Here is a 23403-nt window from a genome sequence, read left to right on the forward strand (position 1 = left end):
GTTAAGTCATGTAAATTGTGTCTTAAAATTTACATTAAGAAGATGATTTCTGTATTGAACAGAAATCGTCTTTTTTGTCTCGAAAATTTAGAGAAGTAAGGCTCTCGTTTCAAAGTTCAAAGAAAGCAAAGGAGTTAGGTGAGAGAAGAAGTATTTATAAAGCTAAATTTATTATAAAAATCATTTTTTAGATGTGTATTTCGTTCTTTTGATCAAACTAAAAGTTAAAGTTTGGTTGTTTGTAAATAAGATATAGTAAATATGTCGTACTGAGAATGATTCCATACATAAATTATATTAACAAATAATTCCATGAGCATGGAATTATTTGTTATAATATATGCATATTTTACCGTGTAAATAAGCAGGTTTTGTTTTAAAGCGAAAGATTTATTGCGAAGATGTAGGGAACAAAAATTAACTTATTTCCATTATTAATAAATAGTGATTAATTTTTTCGATTAAAAAAATAAAAAAATGGATGATAAAAAATAACAAAAGGCGAAGAGATATTTCATTTATCTGAGTGTAGGGAACGCGGTTATAAAGTAGCACATGTTGAAAAACATACATTGAAAAAAATATATACAAACTTTCAGCGCAAAGAAACATTTAATGACTAACAGCACATACTGCACGTGAAAAGTAGAGTTTTTTAGTTCTGACAAATAACTAGTAGACGCTATTTTTATTTGAAAATAATTGACTAGTACTATTCAAAGTATAATGTATAACTTGCAATTCAAATTGGTAGTCTTGTAAATGAGATGATATTAATTCTAATTTAATGGTATATATGATTGAAATTCACTATTTTCTCATAAATACCATTATTATGAAGAACTAATATTTCTCCTTAAAGGATAAAAACAAGTTAACCCTCTTGTTTAATACCGTATTATTATAAAACAATAGAAAAATTATTTTTTTTGGTAAAACATACATTTTTTACTAAAAATATTTAGGGGCGTTTACAATGAATAGGCTAGTAACAAGTTTAATCCATGATAAATCTGTGTACAGAAAAATTGCTATTCTCAAAAGACTAAATGTGGAAGAAATATCATTAACTTCTAAGGATCTAGCTAAGCAACTGAATTGTTCGAATCGAACTATTATAAATGAAATTAGTGAGCTTAAAAATGATTTACCTGAGAACTGGGATATAATTGGAATGAAAACAAAGGGATACACTTTGCACAAGCCACCATTGGAATCTCTTACTTCAATTATTCAATTCTATTTACAAGATAGTATGACGTATAAAATTTGTATCGAAACATTTAGAAATAATTATTATTCTTTAGAGAAGTGGTGTCAAATTTTATATACCAATAAATCTACATTGAAAAGCAATTTAAAACAATATAAATCTGTTTTGGGTGAAAATAATTTAAAATTTACATTTAGTCCAATGAAATTAGTGGGGGAAGAAATTCATCTAAGGTATTTTTATAAGGCTTTGCTTTTTAATATAGAACGATATGCACAAATAATATCGTTACCTGAAGAGTTAATGAGACAAGTAAAGAAAAACCTTGATTTTTATGAAGTAGAAATAGATTCTTTGCTATTAAATGTAGTGATATATGTTTCAATGCATAGAATCACTAGTAAAAATCTTATAAATAAAAAAATTAAACCTACAATCTTTTTGACTTCAGATCAAACAAATTGTTTTAATAACATCATTTCTGAGATTGAGAGTTATTGCATGGTAAGATTATCACAAGAAGAAAAAGATGTATTAAACCTCTTCTTCTTTCTCTTCTCAGATAGTAAAGATCAGCAAAAGCAGGAGATTATTAAGTATATTGAAGAAGGAAATAAAAAACATTATAAGTATTTTGTAGATCTAATTGATATGCTGGTTTCTAATAATGAAAGGCATAATATAGACCCTGAACATCTAAGGCTTGAATTATGTGTTGAATTTTATAAGCTTTATCTTGCTAAACAATATGATTTTTCTTTAGAATACTTTTTCACTCCACCTAATTATTTATCCAATAGACTACAAGAACTTTATGATTCAAACTATAATACTGTTGATACATGGAATAAAACTGTAAATCGTAATCAGTTTAATGAATATGAGATAAGTCGTATGGCACAACTAGTAACGCATATTCTTTGTTCTATGTATCCTAAAAAAAATGTACTATTTATGTTTAGAGGAGATGGAGTATACGAAAAACTAGCTTATACAACATTAAAGGATAACTTTGGAGCATCAGTGAATATTCATAGAAAACCAGATAATACAACAAAGTATGATCTAATCATTAGAAATTATAATGAATGCTACGCTTCTGAGGTACCTGTGTTGTTTATTTCGCAAACTTTCAAGCAAAAAGATATAGAATATATTAGCCATTCACTCTTTAATTTTAATTAAGGTTTTTTTGCAAGGAAGCAGCACATTGCTATCAAGTTTAACTTATATACATTTCTTAAAGATTTGCTTACAGAATAAAACCTATTGGGTATTACAATCCATAATTATGAGATATAGAAAATTTGTATGTGATTTTTAAGGTATTGAAGATAATTTTCAGTATATAAGGTTAGAAAATATTGAATTTAAAATGTTATTTTCATGTAATAATAACGTATGTAAGACAATAAATAAAAGAAATTCAGTAGGATATTTAATTCCTATTTAGCTCCAAAATTCCTCTCTCGATATAATGAAGTGAACCAGAATCGTGGTGTATGAAAAGACATTACCTGAATTCGCATACTAAGTGTGCATATTCAGGTGGTGTTTTTTATTTATAAACTTAATCCAAACCGTTTTAATTCAATAAAAATCCCCTCTAGTTGCTTTCCTTTATCCGTTAATGTGTACTCTACACGAGGCGGAACTTCTGGATATACTTTTCTCGTTATAATGCCTTGAGACTCTAATTCTTTTAGTCGAAGCGATAATGTTTTTGGACTAATACCATCCATTGATTTTTGTAAATCACTAAAGCGTAATGTTCCTTCGATAAGAAGGTCGCGAATGATTAAAAACGTCCATTTTGTACTAATTACATCAAGCGTTTTAGCGATAGGACAAGGTATGCCAGGTAAACCTTTCGTTAATTCAACTGGATCTATATTGTTCATGGAACAAGCCTCCATAAAATTTTTTTGGATGAATTTGCTTTATAGTATCACAAAACTATACTTTTGGTAACTATATGAAAAAAATATCACTACTTCCATAAATGAAGTTAGTGCATATACAATAGCAATACGAAACATAAAGGATTTATATGAGGAGGTGGTGATTTCCATGGGGATAAAAAAGTTATTTGGATTTCTGAGTTTGTTTGTTATTTGTATTGTGCTTGTAGCATGTGGTGTGGAACAAAAAACTGAAGTTCAGTTATTAAAAGAAATGCCAAAGCCAAAAGCAATGACAATTGATCCCTCACTAAGTAAAAAAGAAGCGACAGAAATGGTTCATGCGGCGCAGCGTTTTTATGCATTTTGGGATACAGGTAAGGAGGAACTTATTCCGCAGACTGTTACTAAAGATTTCTTCGATAATACATTGCCGAAAGGGCGACCACAAGGCATTGAAGGATTAAAGTTTGCAGCGCAAAATTTTCGTAAAGTTGTGCCTGATATACATTGCGAGATTGAAGATTTATTAGTTGTTGGTGATAAAGTAACAGCTCGTCTTTCTTTTACAGGAACGCATAATGGTAAGAAAATTAATTTTTTTGCAATTGATATTTTACATGTGAAAGACGGAAAGATAACGGAAGATTGGCATTTAGAAGATAATCTTACACTACAGCAGCAACTCGGCTTAATAGCTGAAGAGTAGATTATATAGGGGAGAGAAAAGTAATGAAAAATATATTTATTATAAATGGACATGAAAAATACGGTACAAAGGAAGGACGATTAAATAAAACGTTAGTAGATTATATGGTTACTCTATTAGGCGAGAATCATTATGTGAAAACAACAACGATTCAAGATGGTTACAATATTAAAGAAGAACAGGATAAATTTTTATGGGCCGATGTTGTTATTTATCAAACACCAATTTACTGGTTTAGTGTTCCAGGCTTATTTAAAACGTATATGGATGAAGTATATGAATACGGTTTGTTCTTTAAAGGTGCAGATGAATACGGAACAGGTGGTTTATTAAAAGAGAAAGAGTATATGTTCTCTACAACTTGGAATGCACCTGAAAAAGCATTTGGAGATAAGACGAAGTTCTTTGAAGGAGAAAGTTTAGAATCAGCGCTTAGTCATTTACACCGCATGCAAAAGTTTCTCGGTATGAGTCCATTAAAGAGTTTTGCTTGTTATGATGTGGTGAAGAATCCGGATATTGAGCAATATTTATTGAACTTGAAAGATCACTTAGATGAAGTAATTAAATAATAGTTTATATTTGTATGTGAAGAAGGTACTACTAAGGATGTAGTACCTTCTCGTTTATGAAATACGTTGAAAATCTTTACTTATACAGGACTGTTTTAGTTTTTTTGATTTGATTAAATGTTTTATATCAGAGATGTTATCGTATGAAAGCTGAGTATGATAATAGTTAATGTACTCAAGTAATGCAAAAATATAAATAAATAGAGTGAATGATAGCCCACCTAAAGGTAAGTGAGGATACCAAATTATAAAATCAATAGTAAACGTAATAAATCCCGTAATAATGAATGCTATATTTATCTTTTTAAGTATTTTTAAATATTGAATCATCCTAATGGGCGTAACAGATGTTTTCTCTTTTTTTAGTCGTTTCCACTTTACGTACCAGTAAATTACTCCTTGTAATAAGATAAACTCTAAAAGAAGAAATGAGACCCAAAAAGAATATAGGGAATATAAATGTAACGTAGGATAAGCATAATTAAGTAAGTAACTTGTGAAAATAAAAGTAATGACTGAAAATAACTCACCTGTGTATAGATAAGAAAGTCTTTTTTCTAGGGTGCGTTTCATGGTTTTTCTCCTTTTATAAAAACTTGCATGTTAATACGTGGATGGTTGTATCCATAACTTCGCAAAATTTGCCCAACCAAATGAATCAATTGTTACGTTTTTTAAAGAAGAAGGGTATGTTTTTCTTTTTAAAACGTGATAGTTAAATAAAATGATGTGTTCTGCTTGTAAAAACTCTTCAATCTCATACATGAGTTCATAACGCTTTTCTTTATTTTCTTCTAGTAAAAATGTATCTAGCAAACAGTTAATTTGTTTTTCGTAGTGTGGGTCCATGAACCGATTTACGAAGCAACTTTTATTTTTAAATACATTTAAGAATGCAAGTTCATGATTGGAAGCAAACACTTCTCCCATGAAAATAATATCGGCATGTTGATCGATAGAACGATTCATATAATCGGAAACGAGAAATGGGTGAAGCTCCACTTGTATACCTAAACTTTCACATCGTTCTTTTAGGAAATGTGCGTCATTTGCACTGTCTTTAAATGCGAAGAAATAAATATGTATCGTTTCTCCGTTATAGGTGCTCTTGTTTAAGTAAACTTTTGCTTTTTCTAAAGAGTAAGATCTTTTAGAAGCTTGGCTACTTCTTTCAGGGAAAAAGCTTGATGCAGCAATTGTTCGTCTTCCCTCTATGCTACGAAGTATCGTTTCAACATCATATAGTTCTCTCCAAGCCTTTCGAAAGTAAATGTCGTGATGAGGACCAGGTTTTGTAAAGTTGAAGCCAGCATAAATACAACCTATTTCTTCTATTTGTATATCATGCCTTTCATTTTCTTCTTCATTTGGTAGTTCATAATCAGCATCGATTTGTACATGATCAGGAATACCCCAAAATTCAATACGATCTAATAACGCGCGCTCTTTAAAATAATGAGTGAACGCTTCGAGTACGATATTGTCTTCAGAGTAATGAGCAAGTTTGAAAGGTCCAGTACCTATATAATGATGATTTTCAATACTAGCATCATGTGGCAAAATTGCTAGTTGTATGGAACTTACATAGTGTAAGAAAAATAAATTTGGTTTTGCTAAATGAAATCGAATTTGCAGTGGTGATGGTGTTTCAATTTGAACAATTTCTTCTGTTAACCATTCGAAAGGAGAGTGAACTTCTTTTAGTCTTTCAAATGAAAATCGTACATCTTTAGAAGTTAAAACTGTTTCGTTATGAAAATATACATCCTTTCGTAAATAAAAAGTCCACGTCAGCCCGTCTTCACTTAATTCCCACGTATGCGCAATGTGTGGTTCCATTTTTTCCGTAACATCGTTATAAACGACTAACGTATCAAAAATTTGACTCGTAAGATGGCTCTCTGTAGTTACAGCCACAAAAGCCGGATCTAATGGGACTATCTTTCTCGATATAGGAATTTTTAATATGTCGTACATATCATTTGAAGGTTCGTATCCAAAATGATGATGTAGTTTATTTTCTATCTTTTTTTGAAGTGCAAGGGGTAGGGGTTCTTTTAAAAGAAGAAAGATATCTTTTAATTTTTCTTGCGCTAACAGTTCATCTGTATAGCATTCAATCGCTTCTACGAAATTATGTATAAATAGAATTTCTGTTTTATTTCCGCGTCCTCGCCCAGGAGTCCAGCTAATTAATTGCTCCTCGCTCATTTTCTTTAATAAAATCTTTACGTTTTTCGTACTACAATATAAAACATCCGCTAATTCTTGTAAGCTATTTCGCATATGTTGTTGATCTTGTGCATGTAGTCTTAGTCTAATGTAATAGTCCATAATTTTCATATATACACTTCCTTCTATCATAAAAGGGGAAACTCTTTAGAATATTCTAACCTTTTTCTTCCTTTTTTTCAAAGTAAAATAAGTAAGCATAAGGAGGGGGAAACAATGGGATTTTGGAGTATGCATCGAAATATAAAAATTAGAATTATAACTTCGTTTTTAACACGTACTGTGTCCACAATGATTTTTCCATTTATGGCGATTTATTTTTCAATAAAGTTAGGTAGTGCGATTGCTGGTGCGTTACTACTTATTAATGTCATAGCTTCGTTAGTAATTGGTTTATACGGTGGATATGTTGGGGATCGGCTTGGGCGTAAAAAGGTTATGATTATCGGTCAAAGTATACAAGTCATTTCCATTGCTTGTATGGGAGTTGCGAATTCGGATTACGTTGACTCACCATGGCTAACATTTGTGTTTATGTTAGTGAATAGTTTAGGCTCTGGACTTATGAATCCTGCGACAGAGGCGATGTTAATTGATGTGAGTACACCTGAAAATCGAAAAGTGATGTACAGCATTAACTACTGGGCGATTAATTTATCTATTGCAATTGGAGCAATATTTGGTGGATTACTATTTGAAAACTATAGATTGCAATTGTTTATCGTATTAACTCTTGTTGCAATTATTACTTTATATGTAATGGCTGTATATATGGAAGAAGTGTATGTAGCGAGAAAAACGGTGGAGAAGAAAAATATATTAAAAGATATGGCGGATAGTTATAAAGTCGTAATGAAAGATAGAGCGTTTCTAATTTTTTGTGCAGCGAGTATATGTACATTATCGTTAGAGTTTCAAATTAATAATTACTTAGGGGTACGTTTGCAGAAGGAATTTGAAACAGTACAATTTTTCTTCAGTAATGGTTTTACGTTTGATTTAACGGGTATTCGAATGCTGAGCTGGATTTCAGCGGAGAATACAATTTTAGTTGTGTTATGTTCAGCACTTCTTATAAAAATGCTGAAAAGCTTCAACGATTTGAAAATCTTATATGTAGGTTTATTCATTTATACAATTGGATTTACAATACTCGGAACGAGCAATAGTTTATGGATTTTATTAATTGCAGGGCTTTTCCAAACAGTAGGTGAGATGATGTATGTGCCAGTACGTCAATCTATTATGGCAGATATGGTGCCAAATGAGGCAAGAGGTTCTTATATGGCGATTAACGGAATGGTCTTTCAAGTGGCAAAAATGAACGGAGCATTAGGTGTTATGCTAGGTTCATTTATTGCATCTTGGGGCATGAGTGCTCTGTACTTTATCGTTGGTATGAGCAGTATTTTATTATTTATGAAGGCAATAGGGAAAGAGAAGTATGAGGATGAGAGAAATGTTTCTCAAATTGGATGAAACTATATAAAAGCGAACCAGTTATACTGGGACTCGCTTTTTATATAATTTTTAGAACGGGTCAACTTCAGCTAAATCAGGGTTAGCATTCGGATTTGTTAATAAGGTTTTCAGCTCACCTACTTCTGAGAGAGCAACGAGGATATAACCACTAATAAGGACGATGAGTCCAATGACCCGTAATGTTTGCAGTGTAATGTCACGGCTATTGTTTTCGGAGTTGTCTTGGGGCGGAGAAGGTGGATTATTGTTCATAGTTAGGCTCCCATCTTTTTTATTTATATGTGCGAAATCATTATTTAACTTATGGATAGGAATTATATAGTCATTTTCACTATATGAGAACTGCCTATGAAAAGTGATAAGGAATTTTGGGGCGAGAAAAGAGAGGAATCCAAAAGATTATTAAAACTGAACTTTTGGGTTCCCCTCTTTTTATTTATCCTGCTATTTGTGGTGGTCGGATTGCCTGTAAACGACCAGTTGGTGAGGGCAAATTAATCAGTGGGGGGATGAATAAAACCCCACTGATTAATTATTTTCATGTAAATAAAAGGAGGTTAGTTATCCTAATATACGCAACGATTCTTCAATAAACGCTGGGATGTCCTCTGGCTGTCTACTTGTTACTAGCTGATTTTGACATACGACAACCTCTTTGTCATGAAAGTTCCCGCCGGCATTTTTTAAATCGACTTCAATAGATTTATATCCAGTTACATCATGTCCTTCAAGTGTTTGTGCAGTGATGAGTAGCTGAGGTCCGTGACAAATAGCGAAAACGGGTTTGTCCGCATCCATAAATGCTTTACTAAAGCGTACAAAACGCTCATCTGCACGGAGTATATCAGGGGAAAATCCACCTGGTATGAAGAGGGCATCAAAGTTCTCTGGAGAAACATCATCAATACTTTTATCAATTACGACTTCACTTTTTCCTTGCTTACCGTGTACTGTTTTCCCTTTTTCCATTTCAATGGTTGTTAATTCATATTCCTTTTGATTAAAAGCTGCTACCGGCTCTGTGTATTCTGTGTCCTCGAAATAATCCGTTATTAAAATAGCAATTTTTTTACTCATTGCATTCAGCTCCTTACATTATATTGTCGGTTCCAGAATCATCCTTGAGCAATGCCTTTTATAAAGTGAAACTTGAATTCATATTTTTTCATTCCCTCCACTTTCTTTGCCCTGTTAATTTAATAAATACCCTTTTTATTAGGACGTAAACATGTATTATCGTTTTTGTATGTAAAAATCATAAAATATCGGTTGTTTCAGTGATTCTTGTTTGAGGAAGCAAAATAAAAAAGCCAAGGAGATAATTTATTTGCTCCTTGGATTTTAAGATATTTCTTTTCGTTAAAACGAAGAAACGCGTTGCTTCGTTTTTGGTACAATAATAAATTTGATCCAGATTGCCCCGATTACCATAATAAGCAAAGTATGCAGTAATTGTCCTGTAGCAATGAGTATAACACTCGAAAATACAATGAGTTGAATGCTTAGCAATATAAAGATTAAGCTAAGAAATTGCTTCATCCTTTCTTCAGTATGGACTGGATATAATGCTACAATAATATTTCCTGAAAAATATTTCCACAGTGAACGGAGCTGCATAGAAATCATATATAGAACGATGTAAGCGATAGCGCCTTTTACGTATATATTTGGTATGAAATATAAGGCGAAAGCACCGATCAATCCTAAGCGAATATATATACCGAAATAATCATTCCCACGTAAAAATGCTAATGTATGTAAATAGAAGAAAGTTGCTCTTTTTTTATGTAATAAAGGTTCAATCCAATTTGTAAGCCATTTTCTTTTATTTACTTGTTTGTTCAGTTGCGGAACATCAGTGAAGATGCTAGCGAATTGATAAAAACGAACGTTCATTTTTTCTTCTTGCTCGATTATGTAATCCCACGGTATTCGTTTTGTAGGCTGTTTTTTCGTATATAGAAGTAGGAAAGCAAGTAGTAAGAGTAATCCGCCTAATATGAGAACATTTGCGGAATAAAACAGCATGTAAATGATTAAGGCGTTACAAGTAATACGGATGATTAGCCATATATTTTTTTCGTGACTATCACGCCACATCCAATGTATGTACATGTTCCAAGCTTTCGTAATCATTAACACGATAAAGATTGTACACAAAAAAGGTACAGTTAATTGCAATGATTGCAGTGCAAGTGGTACGAGAATAAGGAACGTAAATAATAATGGAAAAAGCTGAATGATGTAATTGTATAGAAGAGATTTTTTGAAATAGGATGTTAGTTTCTCTTCTAATGCAAGCAAATAGACAGCATCAGGTTTTTGAATAAATGTACGGATAGGGCATCTCGTTATAATGAATGTAAGTACAATCGTTATAATTATTAAAGATATTCCTTTAGAAGGAGATGCTTTTAGAAACTGAGCATAATAATATGCACCAACGCATGAAATAAAGATAAAGCTATATAGTAAACCGTTAATCATACGTGCAAAGTATGTAATGATATTTTGAATATGTTGTTGGAAGCGACTGCTCCATAGCGATTCGATTGACATGTTTTTCACCTCTTTGTTCTATTATATATGTTTTACAAAAGAAAAAACGAGCAAATTGCGTTATGCAACTTGCCCGTTTTTCTTTTCGTTATTTTTTTTCTGATCACGATTCATTAATGGATAGAAAGCAAATCCAATTACGAATAAACCAATTCCGAGAAGGAACGTTTTTATATCGGATGCGCCGGTTTTAATAACCCATAGTGCGTAGCAAAGTGCGATAACTGCGACTATGCCATCTGTAATTCTTGCCCGCATTTCATTTTTATATGTTTCACCAGTTGCGACTAGTTTTAACTGGAAGATTGGTGAAACGAGATATGGAATGAGGTAGGCCAGTGTCGATACGGTAATAACGAATGTATAAGCTTCCGCAATGGTTCCTGATAATGTTGAGAATAGGAATACTTGCGACATAATGTTTGTTAATCGTAATGAGTAAATTGGACTTCCTTTTTTATTTGTTTTCGTGAAGAAGGAAGGGAAGAAACCTTCTTTTGCTGCTTGATAAGGTACTTCTGAGCTTAATAAAATCCAGCCTAAGATAGAACCGAACAGGGAAGTAAGAGCAAGTAATGCCATCAGTTTCCCGCCGCCATGACCCATTGCAGCGTTTAATGCATCTGCTAATGGACGTTCAGAAGCTTGTAATTTATCAACGTGAAGTACACCCATTGTTAAAATTGTAATTCCTAAGTAAATTGCAACTGTAATAAGTAATCCCGCAACTGTTGCACGTTTTACCGTTTTTGGAGAAACAGCACGGTTTGATAAAAGAACGGCTGATTCAATTCCGATAAACGCCCAAAGCGTTGTAAGAGCAGCTAAATTTACTTGTGAAAGAAGACCGTGTGATGCACCTGATTTATCAATCATCGGTGTGTACCATTGTCCAAATTTAGAAGCTTCGAATGCAAATAACGTAACGACGATGAATAAAAGGAATCCAGTTACTTTCGTTGTTGTTGCTAAGAAGTTTAGTTTTCCAGCTCCGCTTACACCATTTGTTAATATAATATGAGTTCCCCAAAGTAAGATGGAACAAATCGTAAATGTAATTAGTTTTCCGACTTCTATGTTAAAAGAACCGATTGAAAATAGTAGTCGCGTATCTTTCATAATTGGGAAGAAGAGTGATAAATATCCCGCAAATGATGTAATGATGGCAACGTTACTTGCCCAGTTTGCAACCCAATATCCCCATACCATACTGAAACCTGCCATTTTTTTCTTTTTTGGTGTTGAGAATAAAGCATATGCATGACTTTGTGGTCCTGTCGTTAAATCAGGACGACGAATTGCTAAATTACCGAAAACAAGAGCTAGCATTAAAACACCAAACCCTGTTGTTAACCAAGCTAAAGTGACACCGAGTGGGCTTGCTGTTTGTGCCAACGTACTTGGCACCATGAAAATACCAGCGCCAACCATGTTACCGACAACGAAAGCTGTTAGTACCCAAAAGCCCCATTTTTTTTGTTGCATAGAAAATACCTCCAAAGTTAGTATAACCAAGTCAAGCGAGGAGATATGTATGTCTTCTTAGTAGAGAAGAGAAGTCCCAAACAAAACAAAAAAAGCACGTAATCTGCCGCTACATGCTTTCTATCTTATAAGAAACCCACGACATACCTCTCGATAGCTCTCCACAAACGAAACGTTTGTGACAGTTCTGCACTTATTAAATGCAGACCCAGCAAGCGTGCATGGTGGACACGACTTACTTCGGCAACCATTCCTTTCTCATTCCTTCATCAATGCCACTACATCTCCTGAAATGATACTCTTAATGATTGCAACCTCTACCTCACCGAGATACGAATGAGGATTTAAATATTAAATTAACGTCTTTAAGAGTAACAAATGTATTTTTATACGTCAATGGATATAGTAATAATCAGATTATAGAGAAGAGTTTGTGATTAAAAGTAAGTTAAGAGAAGATGTAACGATTATTAGTTCTGCAGAAGAAACAGTGATAGAGTTAAGTACCATTTTACAGCACAAAGGAATTTTGTCTGACAATCTGAATCCGAAGCATCGTTTTTTTACAACGGGATCTGTTTTATCATTTGAACATATTGCTGAGCGATGGCTAGGATATCACATTTCTGTAGAATGTGTGGATTTACCCGTAAAGAATGCTCGTATCTGTAATTAGACTGTATTAAAGTACTTTTTGTTCAATAAATTAGGTTAGTTGCATAAGAAGGAAAAAATGCACTTTTAATTGAAAGGGTTAAGGTCATTTCAATTAAAGGGGAGATTGGATTATGGAATTATCAAGATCTCAATTATTTGCTTTAGAGTATATTTCAAAATATGCAGAGAACGAAAAACGTGGGGCTAAAGCAACAATTAATCATATACTTAACATGTGTAATATTACAGATGAAATATTTGAAGAAGCTGTCGCTAATTTAAAATCTCATGCAAGGATTGCTTTACACTTTCATCCAGACAGACTTGATTCGAGTATGAAAAGTGTTGCTGAAGCATTGTTTGAGCAAGGAGTATATAAAAGTCAATTTGAAACATTACTATCTAATGGAAGCGTATCTGCTTACCCTGGTGGTGAACGTGACCTTTGGGAAAAGAGAATATTTGGAGGGGCATATCAATTAGAAGGCGTAACGAATGATCAACGTCCAAAATACGGAGCGCTAAATTTAATGTTACATCCAGATGGGCCGGCTCCGCGTTTTGGATCCTGTTATTTTCTCTTATCTCCAAAAGTTTCTTCGCGCTCTACATATACGTATTTAGATTCACATCAAGATCCGAAAGAAAAGGGGACTTATGAGGAGTTTGATATGATTTTAGCTGCTCTTTTGGAAGAGGCATTCGTAAGAGATTTTGCAATTGGTGAAGGAAATTTGACTCCAACAATAATAATTAATCATTTATTGGCTAATCTGAAAAGGCCGTTTATAGATTTAGTAAGCAAAGAGCCAGCCCGTAATCTTAATCATTATATTGAAGCGCAGATTCATGGAGAGATTTCTCTTAAAGAAGACGTGGAGGTACTTATTGCAGATCCTTCATTTAAGGGTACGGATGTAGGAAGAGTTTTAGAAGAAATTTGCCTGAAGTATGCTATTGATTTGCATTGGCACATCGGTTTTGTACTTATGGTAGACGAAGTTCCGATGGATTTTAGAGGTTCAAAAATGCCATCTTTAGCAAGACGTATTGCACGGAATCATTGTATCGATGCAAATATAATTGGCTCTGCTGTAGTGGATTTGAAACGCAATCCATTATCTTGGAGTGATCGTGGAACTTATGAAGAAGTGCTTCAGGAATTAAAATTATTGTGGCATGTTTTAGTTCGATTTGGAAAACCAAATCAGAAGTAGAACGAAATACTCCGTTTTTGGAAGTATTTATATAGAAAAGAAGCTGATCTATTTATAGATCAGCTTCTTTTTATAAGATTAAACTAAGTTTAATACAGTTACTTTTTCACGTGTCATAGACTCAAGGCTCTTACGAATACCTTGTGCGCCCATACCTGAACCTTTTACACCGATGAATGGGAAGTGGTCAGGGCCGCGCTCTGTACGTCCGTTAATTTGAACAGAACCAGTTTCGATTTTGTTAGCAATTGCAAATGCTTTGTTAATGTCTTTTGTGAAGACACTTGCTTGCAGACCGAACTCTGATTTGTTAGCAATTTCAATTGCTTGCTCGTCTGAAGAAACACGGATGATTGGAAGGATTGGGCCGAATGGCTCTTCCCAAGCAACTTTCATCTCTTCTGTTACGTGATCGATTAATGTTGGGTAAATTAAGTTACGCTCACGTTTGTTACCGATAACGATTGTAGCACCTTTTTCTACAGCGTCGTCAACTAAACCTTGAACGAAGTCAGCAGACTTGTCGTCGATTAATGGAACGATTGTGCTATCTTGTTCTGGAGATCCAACTGATAGTTCAGCTACTTGTGCTTTTAATAAGCTAACAAGCTCGTCCGCTACGTTTTCGTGTACAAGTACACGTTTAATAGCTGTACAACGTTGACCAGAGTAAGAGAATGCACCGCTTACGATATGGTTTGCAGCATCTTGTAAGTCAGCATCTTCACGAACGATACCAGGATCTTTACCACCAAGTTCTAATACAAGTGGAATCATTGAAGCTTTTTTCGCTAAATGTTTACCTGTGTTTGTACCACCTGTGAACGATACCATATTGATGCCTTCGTGTTCTACTAAGTAGTCACCAATTACAGAACCGCGTCCTGTAGCTACGTTTACAAGACCTTTTGGAAGGCCAGCTTTGTGAAGTGCTTCAACCATTTTAATACCACTAATTGCACCTTGAGTTGCTGGTTTGAAAATAACAGCGTTACCCATAATTAATGCTGGTGCAAGTTTTGCAGCAGATAAGTTTACTGGGTAGTTAAATGGTGCGATTGCTAATACAACACCAAGTGGTGCGCGTTGGATAATCGCAAGCTTAGATTTTGTACCGCCCGGGAAGCTATCGCCCATCATGCTTTCTCCGTGCATATGTAAAGCTTCTTCGATCGTGTAACGAATGAAGTCAGCTGTACGAACAACTTCTTTCTTCGCATCTTTATATCCTTTACCGACTTCTTTCATAATGATATCGGCAATTTCATCCTGCATATTTACGAGCTCATCAGCCCATTTATATAAGTATTTTGCGCGATCCTGTAGGGAAGCTTCGGCCCATGATTTTTGAGCTTCTTTTGCAGATGCAATTGCTTCATCTACTTCTCCGCGAGTAATTGCTTGTACTTGTCCAATTACTTCGTGTAAGTATGGAGATGGAATTTCGATTGTTTCTCCTGAAGAGCTTTCTCTCCATTCTCCGTTTAAATAAAATTTGTACGTATTGCTAGTTGTCATGATTAGTCCTCCTAAAATAGCAACTTGTAAGAGTGAGTATAAGGTGATTGTAGGGGGTTTGATAACATTTTTCAAATGAAATGTTTGTGAAAACGATTTCTTATTCTTTTTTTATTTTGTATGCCCTTTCTTACAGAACATTCTTTTATTTCAAACTGGTTTATTATGTCATGAACCATTTTCATTTTCGTGCATTTTACTTTATGTGTAAAAAAATAATTGACAGAATACTCAATAAAGTTGTAAGATTATAAATGGAAAATAAATGAAGGGGGTGTGCGTAATGATTGTAATCGTAAATGTAATGAGCTTAGCTCTGTTAAATGGCAGAAAACATTTATATCATTACGCAACCCGTGCGGATATATAGGGCATCTTTGTCTTATAAAAAGCGTACGTTGCGTATATCGTAACGTACGCTTTTTATGCATTCCTGTGCATATCGTCAAGCGGCGGTATGCTTTTTTTTGTTTATTTTCCATATTCCTATATAAAACTTTGGAAGGTGGAAAAATGTGATGAGATTGTATGGGTTACGAAATGTAAATGTAATGGGTTTGGATAGTGGATAAAGAAATGAGAAGTAAACGAGAACGAGAAGGGAGAGGTTACATTGTTATCAGTATTACTAAAGTTAAAGTGGTTTTTTAAAGAGCACTGGAAGAGATATAGTATCGCCATTGGAGCTCTTTTAATTGTAAATATAGTTGAAGTGATTCCCCCGAAAGTGTTAGGGGTTACGATAGATAACATAAAAACAGGAACGTTATCAAACGAAGCTATTATGCAATCTATTCTTATTTTAATAGGGGTTACGATCGTTGGATATGGCCTCACTTTCGTATGGCAACATCAATTGTTTGGCGGTGCATTTGTACTGGAGAAAACGATGCGCTCTAAATTTATGGGGCATTTACTTAAGATGACGCCGACTTTTTATCAAAAAAATCGTACTGGCGACTTAATGGCGAGGGCAACGAATGATTTAAAAGCAATCGCTATGACAGCTGGTTTTGGTATATTAACGCTTGTAGATTCTAGTTTATACATGCTTACGATCGTTTTTATGATGGGATTTACAATTAGTTGGGAGCTTACATTTGCAGCGCTTATCCCGCTTCCAATTATGGCGTATGCGATGAATATATATGGAAAGAAATTGCATGAAAGATTTACCGTTGCGCAAGATGCGTTTGGTGATATGAACGATAAAGTGCTTGAATCAATCGCTGGTGTGCGCGTTATTCGTGCATACGTACAAGAGAATGCAGACGAGGAAAGATTTCATCATTTAGGAGATGACGTCTACGAAAAAAATATGAAGGTAGCGAGAATTGATGCATTATTCCAACCAACTGTGAAAATGCTTGTCGGTCTTAGTTATTTAATCGGCTTAGTGTACGGTGCATACCTTGTGTTCCAGTCAAAGGTGACGCTTGGTGAACTCGTTTCTTTTAACGTTTATTTAGGGATGATGATTTGGCCGATGTTTGCAATTGGTGAATTAATCAATGTTATGCAAAGAGGAAATGCTTCGCTTGACCGTGTGAATGAAACGTTAGCGTATGAACCAGATGTAAAGGATCCGAAACATCCAAAGCTTGTACAAGAGCCGGATTATATTCAGTTTGATGATGTGTCTTTCTCATATCCTTCATCAACTGAAGAAAATTTAAAAAAGGTTTCTTTCACATTAAAGCAAGGAGAAACGCTAGGGGTTGTCGGAAAAACAGGAAGCGGGAAAACGACGCTTGTACGTCAGCTTCTTCGCCAATATCCGCTTGGAGATGGAGATATTGCAGTTTCTGATGTGACATTAGATAAAATAACGAATGAAAATGTACTCGGGTGGATTGGCTATGTACCCCAGGAGCATATTTTGTTCTCAAAAACAGCGCGAGAAAATATTTTATTCGGAAATAGGGAAGCGACGGAAGAAGAACTAGAGAAAGCAATTGAAATTGCTGCGTTTAAAAAGGATTTAGAGTTTTTACCAGAAGGATTAGAAACGCTCGTTGGAGAGAAAGGTGTTTCTTTATCTGGAGGGCAAAAACAAAGGATCTCGATTGCAAGAGCTGTTATTCAAAATCCAGAAATTTTAATTTTGGATGATTCTTTATCAGCTGTAGATGCTCGTACGGAAGCAGCAATCATTGAAAATATAAGAACGGAAAGAAGCGGAAAGACGACGATTATTACGACGCATCGTTTATCTGCAGTGCAACATGCGGATTGGATTCTCGTTATGGATGAAGGCGCAGTTATAGAAGAAGGTACGCATGCTCAGCTTATCCAGAGCGGAGGCTGGTATGCTGAACAGTTTGAAAGACAACAAGGCGAAAGTGAAAGTGCGGATAGTGGGGTGAAAATATGAGCGTTTCAAAAAGATTATTTCAATATGCGATGAAAGTGAAAGGGACGATTTTTGCTGCGATGTTAATGTTATTTATTTTCGTCATCGCAGAGCTTGCTGGTCCTTTCGTTGCTAAAACGATGATTGATGATCATATCGTCGGGATAGAGAAACCTTGGTATGAAACAGAAAAGAGTGAAGAAGCTGTTTCGTATAATGGCGCTTTTTATAAGCGAAGTGATCGCTTTGAACAAGGCGAGACAAAAGGTAAAGAAGTACGTGTGATGCAAGTCGGTTTTCAATATTATTTTGTACCAAATAAAGTGAATATTGAAGGGTCACGTACTATAAAAGGGGATATGATTACCGTTCAAAATGGTAAGGCGGTGCAAGTGTATAAAGCGAAAGCATTAACGAAAGAAGAAGTGTTTGCGTTTTATAAACCAGAAATAAACCGTCTATTATTACTTGGTGGTGGCTATTTTGCTTTATTAGTAGTCGTATCATTATTTGCATACGGAAAGCAGTTCTTCTTGCAGAAGGCAGCGAACAAAATTATTCAAATTATGAGGGAGGATGTTTTCTCTCATATTCAAACGTTGCCAATTCGGTACTTTGATCATTTACCGGCGGGGAAAATTGTTTCGCGTGTGACGAATGATACAGAGGCCATTCGTGATTTATATGTAACGGTGCTGGCAACATTCGTTTCTAGTATCATCTATATTATTGGGATATTCGCTGCGCTATTTTTACTAGATGTGAAGCTCGCTTCATTATGTTTATTAATTATCCCAATTTTAATTGTTTGGGCGATTCTTTATAGAAAATATGCGTCTGTATACAACCATAAAATGCGTTCCCGTTTATCTGATATTAACGGAACAGTGAATGAATCCATTCAAGGGATGCCGATTATTCAAGCGTTTCGTCAAGAGCGTGAAACGAAAAAAGAGTTTGAAGAATTAAATGGCGATTATTTTAAGTATCAAAATAAAATTTTAAATTTAAATGCAGCAACTTCGCATAACTTAGTAGCCGTATTAAGAAATATCGCTTTCACAGGAGTAATTTGGTATTTCGGCGGTGCGTCATTAAGTGCTACAGGTATTATTTCACTTGGGGTACTGTATGCGTTCGTCGATTATTTAACACGATTATTCTCGCCAATTACGAATATGGTGAACCAGCTTGCAAACTTAGAGCAAGCGCGCGTTGCATCAGAACGTGTCTTTGAATTGTTAGAGGAAAAAGGGGAAGCGGTAGAAGAAGAACGCATGCCTCGTTTAAAAGGAAATGTAAAATTTGATAATGTATCATTTTCTTATAATGGAAAAGATGAAGTGTTAAAAAATATTTCTTTTGAAGCGAAACAAGGCGAGACAGTGGCACTTGTTGGTCATACTGGATCAGGAAAAAGTTCTATCATGAATGTACTCTTTCAATTTTATGAGTTTGAAAAAGGAAAGCTTACGATTGACGGTCACGATGTAAGAGAAATGCCGAAACAAGCAACTCGTGAGCATATGGGAATCGTACTGCAAGATCCGTTTTTATTTAGCGGGACGGTCGCTTCCAATGTAAGCTTAGAAAACGAAAAAATTTCAAAAGAGCGTATCATAAAAGCATTGCATGATGTTGGTGCTGAAAGATTTGCAAACAATATAAATGAAGAAATTACAGAAAAGGGAAGTACGCTTTCCACTGGAGAACGTCAGCTTATTTCGTTTGCTAGGGCGCTTGCTTTTGATCCAGCTATCTTAATTTTAGATGAAGCAACGTCTAGTATTGATACAGAAACAGAGGCGATGATTCAACAGGCATTGGAAGTTGTAAAAAAAGGAAGAACGACATTTATTATTGCTCATCGTCTTTCAACGATTAAAAGCGCAGATCAAATTATTGTGCTCGATAGAGGAACCATTTTAGAAAAAGGCTCTCATGATGAACTCATGAAAAAGCGCGGGCGTTATTATGATATGTATAAAACGCAAATGGAAGGAAACCAGAGCGCTTAATGCGGGGAAGAACTTGCGATTGTTGCAAGTTCTTTTTTGTTGGCAAAATGTCGGCGATAAAGGTACATAATAAGAAGTATTATTTTACCTTTCCTACAATTAATGCTATATTAAAAAATGTTACTTATTTTTTGTATGTGGTGTTATTTTTCCCTTTTGTTTGATTATGAAGAAAAAGGATAAACTAAATAAGAACATTTTCATTGAAAAATTGTTCAAGATTGCATACAATCAATATAGTTTTTAAATTCCTATCAGAATACTTGGAGGATTACAATCATGAAGAAATTATTTTCAGTGCTTGCAGTAACTACATTAGCGATCGGGATTGTAGCCGGCTGCGGTAAAGAAGAGAAAAAAGATACAGCTAGTCAAGATGCGTTACAAAAGATTAAACAAAGCGGTGAACTTGTAATTGGTACAGAAGGTACATATCCACCATTTACGTTCCACGATTCAAGCAATAAATTAACTGGATTCGATGTTGAATTAGCAGAAGAAGTTGCAAAACGTTTAGGTGTAAAGCCTGTATTTAAAGAAACACAATGGGATAGCTTACTTGCTGGTTTAGATGCAAAACGTTTCGATATGGTTGCAAACGAAGTTGGTATTCGTGAAGATCGTCAAAAGAAATACGATTTCTCTAAGCCATACGTTTCATCTTCAGCGGCGTTAGTTATTGCAAAAGATAAAGATAAGCCTGCTACATTTGCTGATGTAAAAGGATTAAAAGGAGCACAATCTTTAACGAGTAACTATGCAGATATCGCTAAGAAAAATGGTGCGGAAATTATTGGTGTAGAAGGATTTAGCCAAGCAGCAGAATTATTAGCTTCAGGACGCGTTGATTTTACAATTAATGATAAGTTATCAGTATTAAATTATTTAGAAACGAAAAAAGATGCGAAAATTAAAATTGTAGATACTGAAAAAGAAGCTTCAGAAAGTGGATTCTTATTCCGTAAAGGTAGCGATAAGCTTGTACAAGAAGTAGATAAAGCGTTAGAAGATATGAAAAAAGACGGTACGTATGACAAAATAACGAAAAAATGGTTCGGTGAAAATGTATCTAAGTAGTGCATTGGTTTCAGATCGATTGTCTACTTGGATAGATATTATGCAGACTTCCTTCATGCCTATGCTGAAGGAAGCTGTTTTTACAACAATTCCATTAACGCTTATTACATTTATTATCGGGATTATACTGGCAACGTTAACAGCGCTCGCACGTATTTCTGGTAGTCGTATTTTACAATGGATTGCTCGTATCTATGTATCTATCATTCGCGGAACGCCACTTCTTGTACAATTATTTATTATTTTCTATGGACTTCCAACTCTTAATATTGAAGTTGAGCCATATACAGCAGCAGTTGTTGGATTTTCATTAAATGTCGGTGCATATGCATCGGAAATTATTCGTGCGTCTATCCTTTCCATTCCGAAAGGGCAGTGGGAAGCAGCTTACACAATTGGGATGACATACCCGCAAGCGTTAAAACGTGTTATTTTACCACAAGCGACGCGTGTATCAATCCCGCCGCTTTCAAATACATTTATTAGCTTAGTGAAGGATACTTCATTAGCATCGTTAATTTTAGTAACAGAAATGTTCCGAAAAGCGCAGGAAATTGCGGCGATGAACTACGAATTTTTAATTGTTTATTTTGAAGCAGGTCTTATTTATTGGGTTATTTGTTTCTTATTATCAATCGTACAACAGATGTTAGAAAAGCGTTCAGAACGCTATACGTTAAAATAATCCTTTTACAAAAGGAGTTTTTGTTTTTATGATTTCAATTCAACATTTACAAAAAAGTTTCGGAGATAATACCGTACTAAAGCATATAGATTTAACAGTTGAGAAGGGCGAGGTTGTTGTTATTATTGGGCCGTCTGGATCTGGTAAAACGACATTCTTGCGTTGTCTCAACGTACTAGAAACACCGGATGCTGGTAATATTAGCATCGGTAATAAAGAGCTTAATTTCGCTCAAAAAGTATCGAAGAAAGATATTGTAAATCTTCGTACGCAAACAGGTATGGTCTTCCAGCACCATAACTTATTCCCTCATTTAACAGCACTTCAGAATGTAATGGAAGGGCTCATTACAGTGAAAAAAGTAGGGAAAGAAGAAGCAAAGAAAAAAGCAAACTATTTCCTTGAAAAAGTTGGTTTAGCAGATAAAGTGGATTTATATCCATTCCAATTATCAGGTGGACAACAACAGCGCGTTGGAATTGCGCGCGCGCTTGCGATGGAGCCAGAAGTGTTACTATTTGATGAGCCGACTTCAGCGCTTGATCCTGAACTCGTTCAAGAGGTTTTAAAAGTAATGAAAGAACTTGCTAAAGAAGGCATGACGATGGTTATTGTAACGCACGAAATGCGTTTTGCGCATCAAATTGCCAACCGTGTTATTTTCATGGATGGTGGTGTCGTTGTCGAACAAGGTACACCAGAAGATGTATTTACAAATCCAAAAGAAGAACGCACGAAGAAGTTTTTACAAATGTTGCAATAAATTAAGGAAGGTCTCAAGGCATATGCCCTGAGACCTTTTTGCCATATATATTTATTTTTGGAATCCGCCAAGGCTTTGCTCAGCCATTGCAACTAGACGTTTTGTAATTTCTCCACCAACTGAACCGTTAGCGCGAGCCGTAGAATCTGCTCCTAATTGTACACCAAATTCTTGAGCGATTTCGTACTTCATTTGATCGATTGCAGCTGTTGCACCTGGTACTACTAATTGATTGTAAGAACTTTGGTTTGCCATAGGAATATATCCTCCTTAGAGTTAGAAAAATTTTTTTGGTTGGACTAGCTGGAGTTGAACCAGATTATCGCCCCGGTTGGCGCTAATCCATCGGTAATTAAGTTTGTACTCATAGTATGGATGTTACCTAGAAAGATATACAAAATAATAATTTGTAAATTTTGTCAAAAAAACGTATTGATTTCGTAAATTATGAAATAAGAGTAATCGTTGTATTTTTAAGAAAACAGGCCAAACTAAGGAGGATATTAAATATAATTTTCTCAGTGTAGCCTGCTACTTGTAGGCTAATCATTAGCTTCTTATTTATGATTTATTGAAATGAAATCGGTAGCAACTTTATAGTTCTATTTTTAAGTAGGGATGGAGTGACCGCTCCTATGCATGGGTAGGTGCTCTCTTCAATCTAAAAAAGAGAGGCTTTAAACGATAACGTATGGAGGAATCATGATGGGGATTTGCCCGCTTTGCAACGCATTAGAATCACAAACATATTCTTGTCAAAATTGCCAAAGTATACTCCAAGATTATGGGAAGTCTGTAGATTACATAGACGATTATAGTGCCTATATGGATCAAGAATTATTAAGTGCAGTAGATGGTTTAACGCATAATAATTCAAATGAATATTGCAATCATATTTTTTATTGCGGAGTATGTAACGTGGAAACTGAGGTTGTAGTGAAACTTGTGTAAATAGAAAACTT

General features: G+C 34.7%; 21 protein-coding genes, 1 pseudogene and 1 riboswitch. Of the genes and pseudogenes, 13 read left to right on the forward strand and 9 right to left on the reverse strand.

Translation table 11 applies throughout. The annotated features are described in order from the left end of the window. The first annotated feature begins 976 nt into the window (after positions 1 to 976). On the forward strand, positions 977 to 2398 hold the full coding sequence (locus AC3EMB_RS04555) for an AcpB/EbpR/MafR family transcriptional regulator (protein WP_488517506.1): 1422 nt from the start codon (positions 977 to 979) through the stop codon (positions 2396 to 2398). Positions 2399 to 2775: 377 nt separating this feature from the next. Here the strand turns inward: AC3EMB_RS04555 and AC3EMB_RS04560 are convergent, their stop codons facing one another. Further along, positions 2776 to 3114, reverse strand: a complete 339-nt coding sequence (locus AC3EMB_RS04560; protein WP_001059470.1) for a winged helix-turn-helix transcriptional regulator — start codon at positions 3112 to 3114, stop codon at positions 2776 to 2778. 169 nt (positions 3115 to 3283) lie between these two features. Here AC3EMB_RS04560 and AC3EMB_RS04565 point away from each other — a divergent pair, with 169 nt between their 5' ends. Beyond that, on the forward strand, positions 3284 to 3823 hold the full coding sequence (locus tag AC3EMB_RS04565; RefSeq protein ID WP_000511560.1) for an ester cyclase: 540 nt from the start codon (positions 3284 to 3286) through the stop codon (positions 3821 to 3823). A gap of 23 nt (positions 3824 to 3846) precedes the next feature. Then, entirely contained in the window at positions 3847 to 4395 is a 549-nt protein-coding gene (locus AC3EMB_RS04570; protein WP_488517507.1) for an NAD(P)H-dependent oxidoreductase, read from the forward strand. Positions 4396 to 4449: 54 nt separating this feature from the next. On the opposite strand, the gene AC3EMB_RS04575 is transcribed toward AC3EMB_RS04570, so the two are convergent. Next, the gene (locus AC3EMB_RS04575; protein WP_000831576.1) at positions 4450 to 4968 is read right to left on the reverse strand and encodes a hypothetical protein; all 519 of its coding nucleotides are present in this window, start codon (positions 4966 to 4968) and stop codon (positions 4450 to 4452) included. Positions 4969 to 4998: 30 nt separating this feature from the next. Then, a complete protein-coding gene (locus AC3EMB_RS04580; RefSeq protein ID WP_140155570.1) occupies positions 4999 to 6759 on the reverse strand; it encodes an SgrR family transcriptional regulator in 1761 nt (586 codons plus the stop codon). An 84-nt stretch (positions 6760 to 6843) separates the two neighbouring features. Here AC3EMB_RS04580 and AC3EMB_RS04585 point away from each other — a divergent pair, with 84 nt between their 5' ends. After that, complete coding sequence (locus AC3EMB_RS04585) at positions 6844 to 8106, forward strand: MDR family MFS transporter (protein ID WP_069355057.1); 1263 nt, start codon at positions 6844 to 6846, stop codon at positions 8104 to 8106. 51 nt (positions 8107 to 8157) lie between these two features. On the opposite strand, the gene AC3EMB_RS04590 is transcribed toward AC3EMB_RS04585, so the two are convergent. Next, complete coding sequence (locus AC3EMB_RS04590) at positions 8158 to 8361, reverse strand: hypothetical protein (protein WP_001063856.1); 204 nt, start codon at positions 8359 to 8361, stop codon at positions 8158 to 8160. Between the two features lie 96 nt (positions 8362 to 8457). On the opposite strand from AC3EMB_RS04590, the gene AC3EMB_RS04595 reads away from it, so the two are divergent. Then, positions 8458 to 8607 (forward strand): hypothetical protein, encoded by a 150-nt coding sequence (locus AC3EMB_RS04595; RefSeq protein WP_197260405.1) that lies wholly within the window; start codon positions 8458 to 8460, stop codon positions 8605 to 8607. A gap of 63 nt (positions 8608 to 8670) precedes the next feature. On the opposite strand, the gene AC3EMB_RS04600 is transcribed toward AC3EMB_RS04595, so the two are convergent. The 3 genes from AC3EMB_RS04600 to AC3EMB_RS04610 all read right to left on the reverse strand — a co-directional run bounded on the left by AC3EMB_RS04600 (position 8671) and on the right by AC3EMB_RS04610 (position 12153). Next, complete coding sequence (locus tag AC3EMB_RS04600; RefSeq protein ID WP_488517508.1) at positions 8671 to 9186, reverse strand: type 1 glutamine amidotransferase domain-containing protein; 516 nt, start codon at positions 9184 to 9186, stop codon at positions 8671 to 8673. 282 nt (positions 9187 to 9468) lie between these two features. Next, positions 9469 to 10668, reverse strand: a complete 1200-nt coding sequence (locus AC3EMB_RS04605; RefSeq protein WP_488517509.1) for an ABC transporter permease — start codon at positions 10666 to 10668, stop codon at positions 9469 to 9471. A gap of 60 nt (positions 10669 to 10728) precedes the next feature. Further along, positions 10729 to 12153, reverse strand: coding sequence for an amino acid permease (locus AC3EMB_RS04610; protein WP_023521252.1), 1425 nt, complete (start codon positions 12151 to 12153; stop codon positions 10729 to 10731). A gap of 146 nt (positions 12154 to 12299) precedes the next feature. Continuing rightward, a riboswitch (Lysine riboswitch) is annotated at positions 12300 to 12481 on the reverse strand. 99 nt (positions 12482 to 12580) lie between these two features. On the opposite strand from AC3EMB_RS04610, the pseudogene AC3EMB_RS04615 reads away from it, so the two are divergent. Together AC3EMB_RS04615 and AC3EMB_RS04620 are read left to right on the forward strand one after the other, a co-directional pair. Beyond that, positions 12581 to 12829, forward strand: a pseudogene (locus tag AC3EMB_RS04615) (glutamate racemase); the annotation flags it as partial. A gap of 112 nt (positions 12830 to 12941) precedes the next feature. Further along, on the forward strand, positions 12942 to 14027 hold the full coding sequence (locus AC3EMB_RS04620) for a DUF3626 domain-containing protein (protein ID WP_488517510.1): 1086 nt from the start codon (positions 12942 to 12944) through the stop codon (positions 14025 to 14027). 78 nt (positions 14028 to 14105) lie between these two features. Here AC3EMB_RS04620 and gapN read toward each other — a convergent pair whose 3' ends face one another. Then, positions 14106 to 15545: an NADP-dependent glyceraldehyde-3-phosphate dehydrogenase gene (gene gapN / locus AC3EMB_RS04625; RefSeq protein WP_000213634.1), complete on the reverse strand. Its 1440-nt coding sequence runs from the start codon at positions 15543 to 15545 to the stop codon at positions 14106 to 14108. Between the two features lie 613 nt (positions 15546 to 16158). Here gapN and AC3EMB_RS04630 point away from each other — a divergent pair. The 5 genes from AC3EMB_RS04630 to AC3EMB_RS04650 all read left to right on the forward strand — a co-directional run bounded on the left by AC3EMB_RS04630 (position 16159) and on the right by AC3EMB_RS04650 (position 22441). Further along, positions 16159 to 17919 (forward strand): ABC transporter ATP-binding protein, encoded by a 1761-nt coding sequence (locus AC3EMB_RS04630; protein ID WP_069355062.1) that lies wholly within the window; start codon positions 16159 to 16161, stop codon positions 17917 to 17919. Continuing rightward, the gene (locus tag AC3EMB_RS04635; RefSeq protein WP_406654433.1) at positions 17916 to 19916 is read left to right on the forward strand and encodes an ABC transporter ATP-binding protein; all 2001 of its coding nucleotides are present in this window, start codon (positions 17916 to 17918) and stop codon (positions 19914 to 19916) included. The genes AC3EMB_RS04630 and AC3EMB_RS04635 overlap by 4 nt, the downstream gene beginning before the upstream one ends. Before the next feature lie 279 nt (positions 19917 to 20195). Continuing rightward, positions 20196 to 20993 (forward strand): amino acid ABC transporter substrate-binding protein, encoded by a 798-nt coding sequence (locus AC3EMB_RS04640; protein ID WP_000732843.1) that lies wholly within the window; start codon positions 20196 to 20198, stop codon positions 20991 to 20993. After that, positions 20980 to 21678, forward strand: coding sequence for an amino acid ABC transporter permease (locus tag AC3EMB_RS04645; RefSeq protein WP_000281499.1), 699 nt, complete (start codon positions 20980 to 20982; stop codon positions 21676 to 21678). Before AC3EMB_RS04640 ends, AC3EMB_RS04645 begins: the two co-directional genes overlap by 14 nt. Before the next feature lie 28 nt (positions 21679 to 21706). Then, the gene (locus AC3EMB_RS04650) at positions 21707 to 22441 is read left to right on the forward strand and encodes an amino acid ABC transporter ATP-binding protein (RefSeq protein WP_000623598.1); all 735 of its coding nucleotides are present in this window, start codon (positions 21707 to 21709) and stop codon (positions 22439 to 22441) included. A gap of 51 nt (positions 22442 to 22492) precedes the next feature. Here the strand turns inward: AC3EMB_RS04650 and sasP are convergent, their stop codons facing one another. Continuing rightward, complete coding sequence (sasP, locus tag AC3EMB_RS04655) at positions 22493 to 22696, reverse strand: small acid-soluble spore protein, SasP family (RefSeq protein WP_000013349.1); 204 nt, start codon at positions 22694 to 22696, stop codon at positions 22493 to 22495. Positions 22697 to 23146: 450 nt separating this feature from the next. On the opposite strand from sasP, the gene AC3EMB_RS04660 reads away from it, so the two are divergent. Next, positions 23147 to 23392 (forward strand): hypothetical protein, encoded by a 246-nt coding sequence (locus tag AC3EMB_RS04660; protein ID WP_000510474.1) that lies wholly within the window; start codon positions 23147 to 23149, stop codon positions 23390 to 23392. Positions 23393 to 23403: the final 11 nt, after the last annotated feature.

It is taken from the genome of Bacillus sp. LQ16 (genome assembly GCF_057784645.1).

What these genes read in the sequence shown, in the direction of transcription:
- AC3EMB_RS04555 (WP_488517506.1), top strand. Translation starts at nt 977, where the DNA reads ATGAATAGGCTAGTAACAAGTTTAATCCATGATAAATCTGTGTACAGA.
- AC3EMB_RS04560 (WP_001059470.1), bottom strand. Translation starts at nt 3,114, where the DNA reads ATGAACAATATAGATCCAGTTGAATTAACGAAAGGTTTACCTGGCATA.
- AC3EMB_RS04565 (WP_000511560.1), top strand. Translation starts at nt 3,284, where the DNA reads ATGGGGATAAAAAAGTTATTTGGATTTCTGAGTTTGTTTGTTATTTGT.
- AC3EMB_RS04570 (WP_488517507.1), top strand. Translation starts at nt 3,847, where the DNA reads ATGAAAAATATATTTATTATAAATGGACATGAAAAATACGGTACAAAG.
- AC3EMB_RS04575 (WP_000831576.1), bottom strand. Translation starts at nt 4,968, where the DNA reads ATGAAACGCACCCTAGAAAAAAGACTTTCTTATCTATACACAGGTGAG.
- AC3EMB_RS04580 (WP_140155570.1), bottom strand. Translation starts at nt 6,759, where the DNA reads ATGATAGAAGGAAGTGTATATATGAAAATTATGGACTATTACATTAGA.
- AC3EMB_RS04585 (WP_069355057.1), top strand. Translation starts at nt 6,844, where the DNA reads ATGGGATTTTGGAGTATGCATCGAAATATAAAAATTAGAATTATAACT.
- AC3EMB_RS04590 (WP_001063856.1), bottom strand. Translation starts at nt 8,361, where the DNA reads ATGAACAATAATCCACCTTCTCCGCCCCAAGACAACTCCGAAAACAAT.
- AC3EMB_RS04595 (WP_197260405.1), top strand. Translation starts at nt 8,458, where the DNA reads ATGAAAAGTGATAAGGAATTTTGGGGCGAGAAAAGAGAGGAATCCAAA.
- AC3EMB_RS04600 (WP_488517508.1), bottom strand. Translation starts at nt 9,186, where the DNA reads ATGAGTAAAAAAATTGCTATTTTAATAACGGATTATTTCGAGGACACA.
- AC3EMB_RS04605 (WP_488517509.1), bottom strand. Translation starts at nt 10,668, where the DNA reads ATGTCAATCGAATCGCTATGGAGCAGTCGCTTCCAACAACATATTCAA.
- AC3EMB_RS04610 (WP_023521252.1), bottom strand. Translation starts at nt 12,153, where the DNA reads ATGCAACAAAAAAAATGGGGCTTTTGGGTACTAACAGCTTTCGTTGTC.
- AC3EMB_RS04620 (WP_488517510.1), top strand. Translation starts at nt 12,942, where the DNA reads ATGGAATTATCAAGATCTCAATTATTTGCTTTAGAGTATATTTCAAAA.
- gapN (WP_000213634.1), bottom strand. Translation starts at nt 15,545, where the DNA reads ATGACAACTAGCAATACGTACAAATTTTATTTAAACGGAGAATGGAGA.
- AC3EMB_RS04635 (WP_406654433.1), top strand. Translation starts at nt 17,916, where the DNA reads ATGAGCGTTTCAAAAAGATTATTTCAATATGCGATGAAAGTGAAAGGG.
- AC3EMB_RS04640 (WP_000732843.1), top strand. Translation starts at nt 20,196, where the DNA reads ATGAAGAAATTATTTTCAGTGCTTGCAGTAACTACATTAGCGATCGGG.
- AC3EMB_RS04645 (WP_000281499.1), top strand. Translation starts at nt 20,980, where the DNA reads ATGTATCTAAGTAGTGCATTGGTTTCAGATCGATTGTCTACTTGGATA.
- AC3EMB_RS04650 (WP_000623598.1), top strand. Translation starts at nt 21,707, where the DNA reads ATGATTTCAATTCAACATTTACAAAAAAGTTTCGGAGATAATACCGTA.
- sasP (WP_000013349.1), bottom strand. Translation starts at nt 22,696, where the DNA reads ATGGCAAACCAAAGTTCTTACAATCAATTAGTAGTACCAGGTGCAACA.
- AC3EMB_RS04660 (WP_000510474.1), top strand. Translation starts at nt 23,147, where the DNA reads ATGGGGATTTGCCCGCTTTGCAACGCATTAGAATCACAAACATATTCT.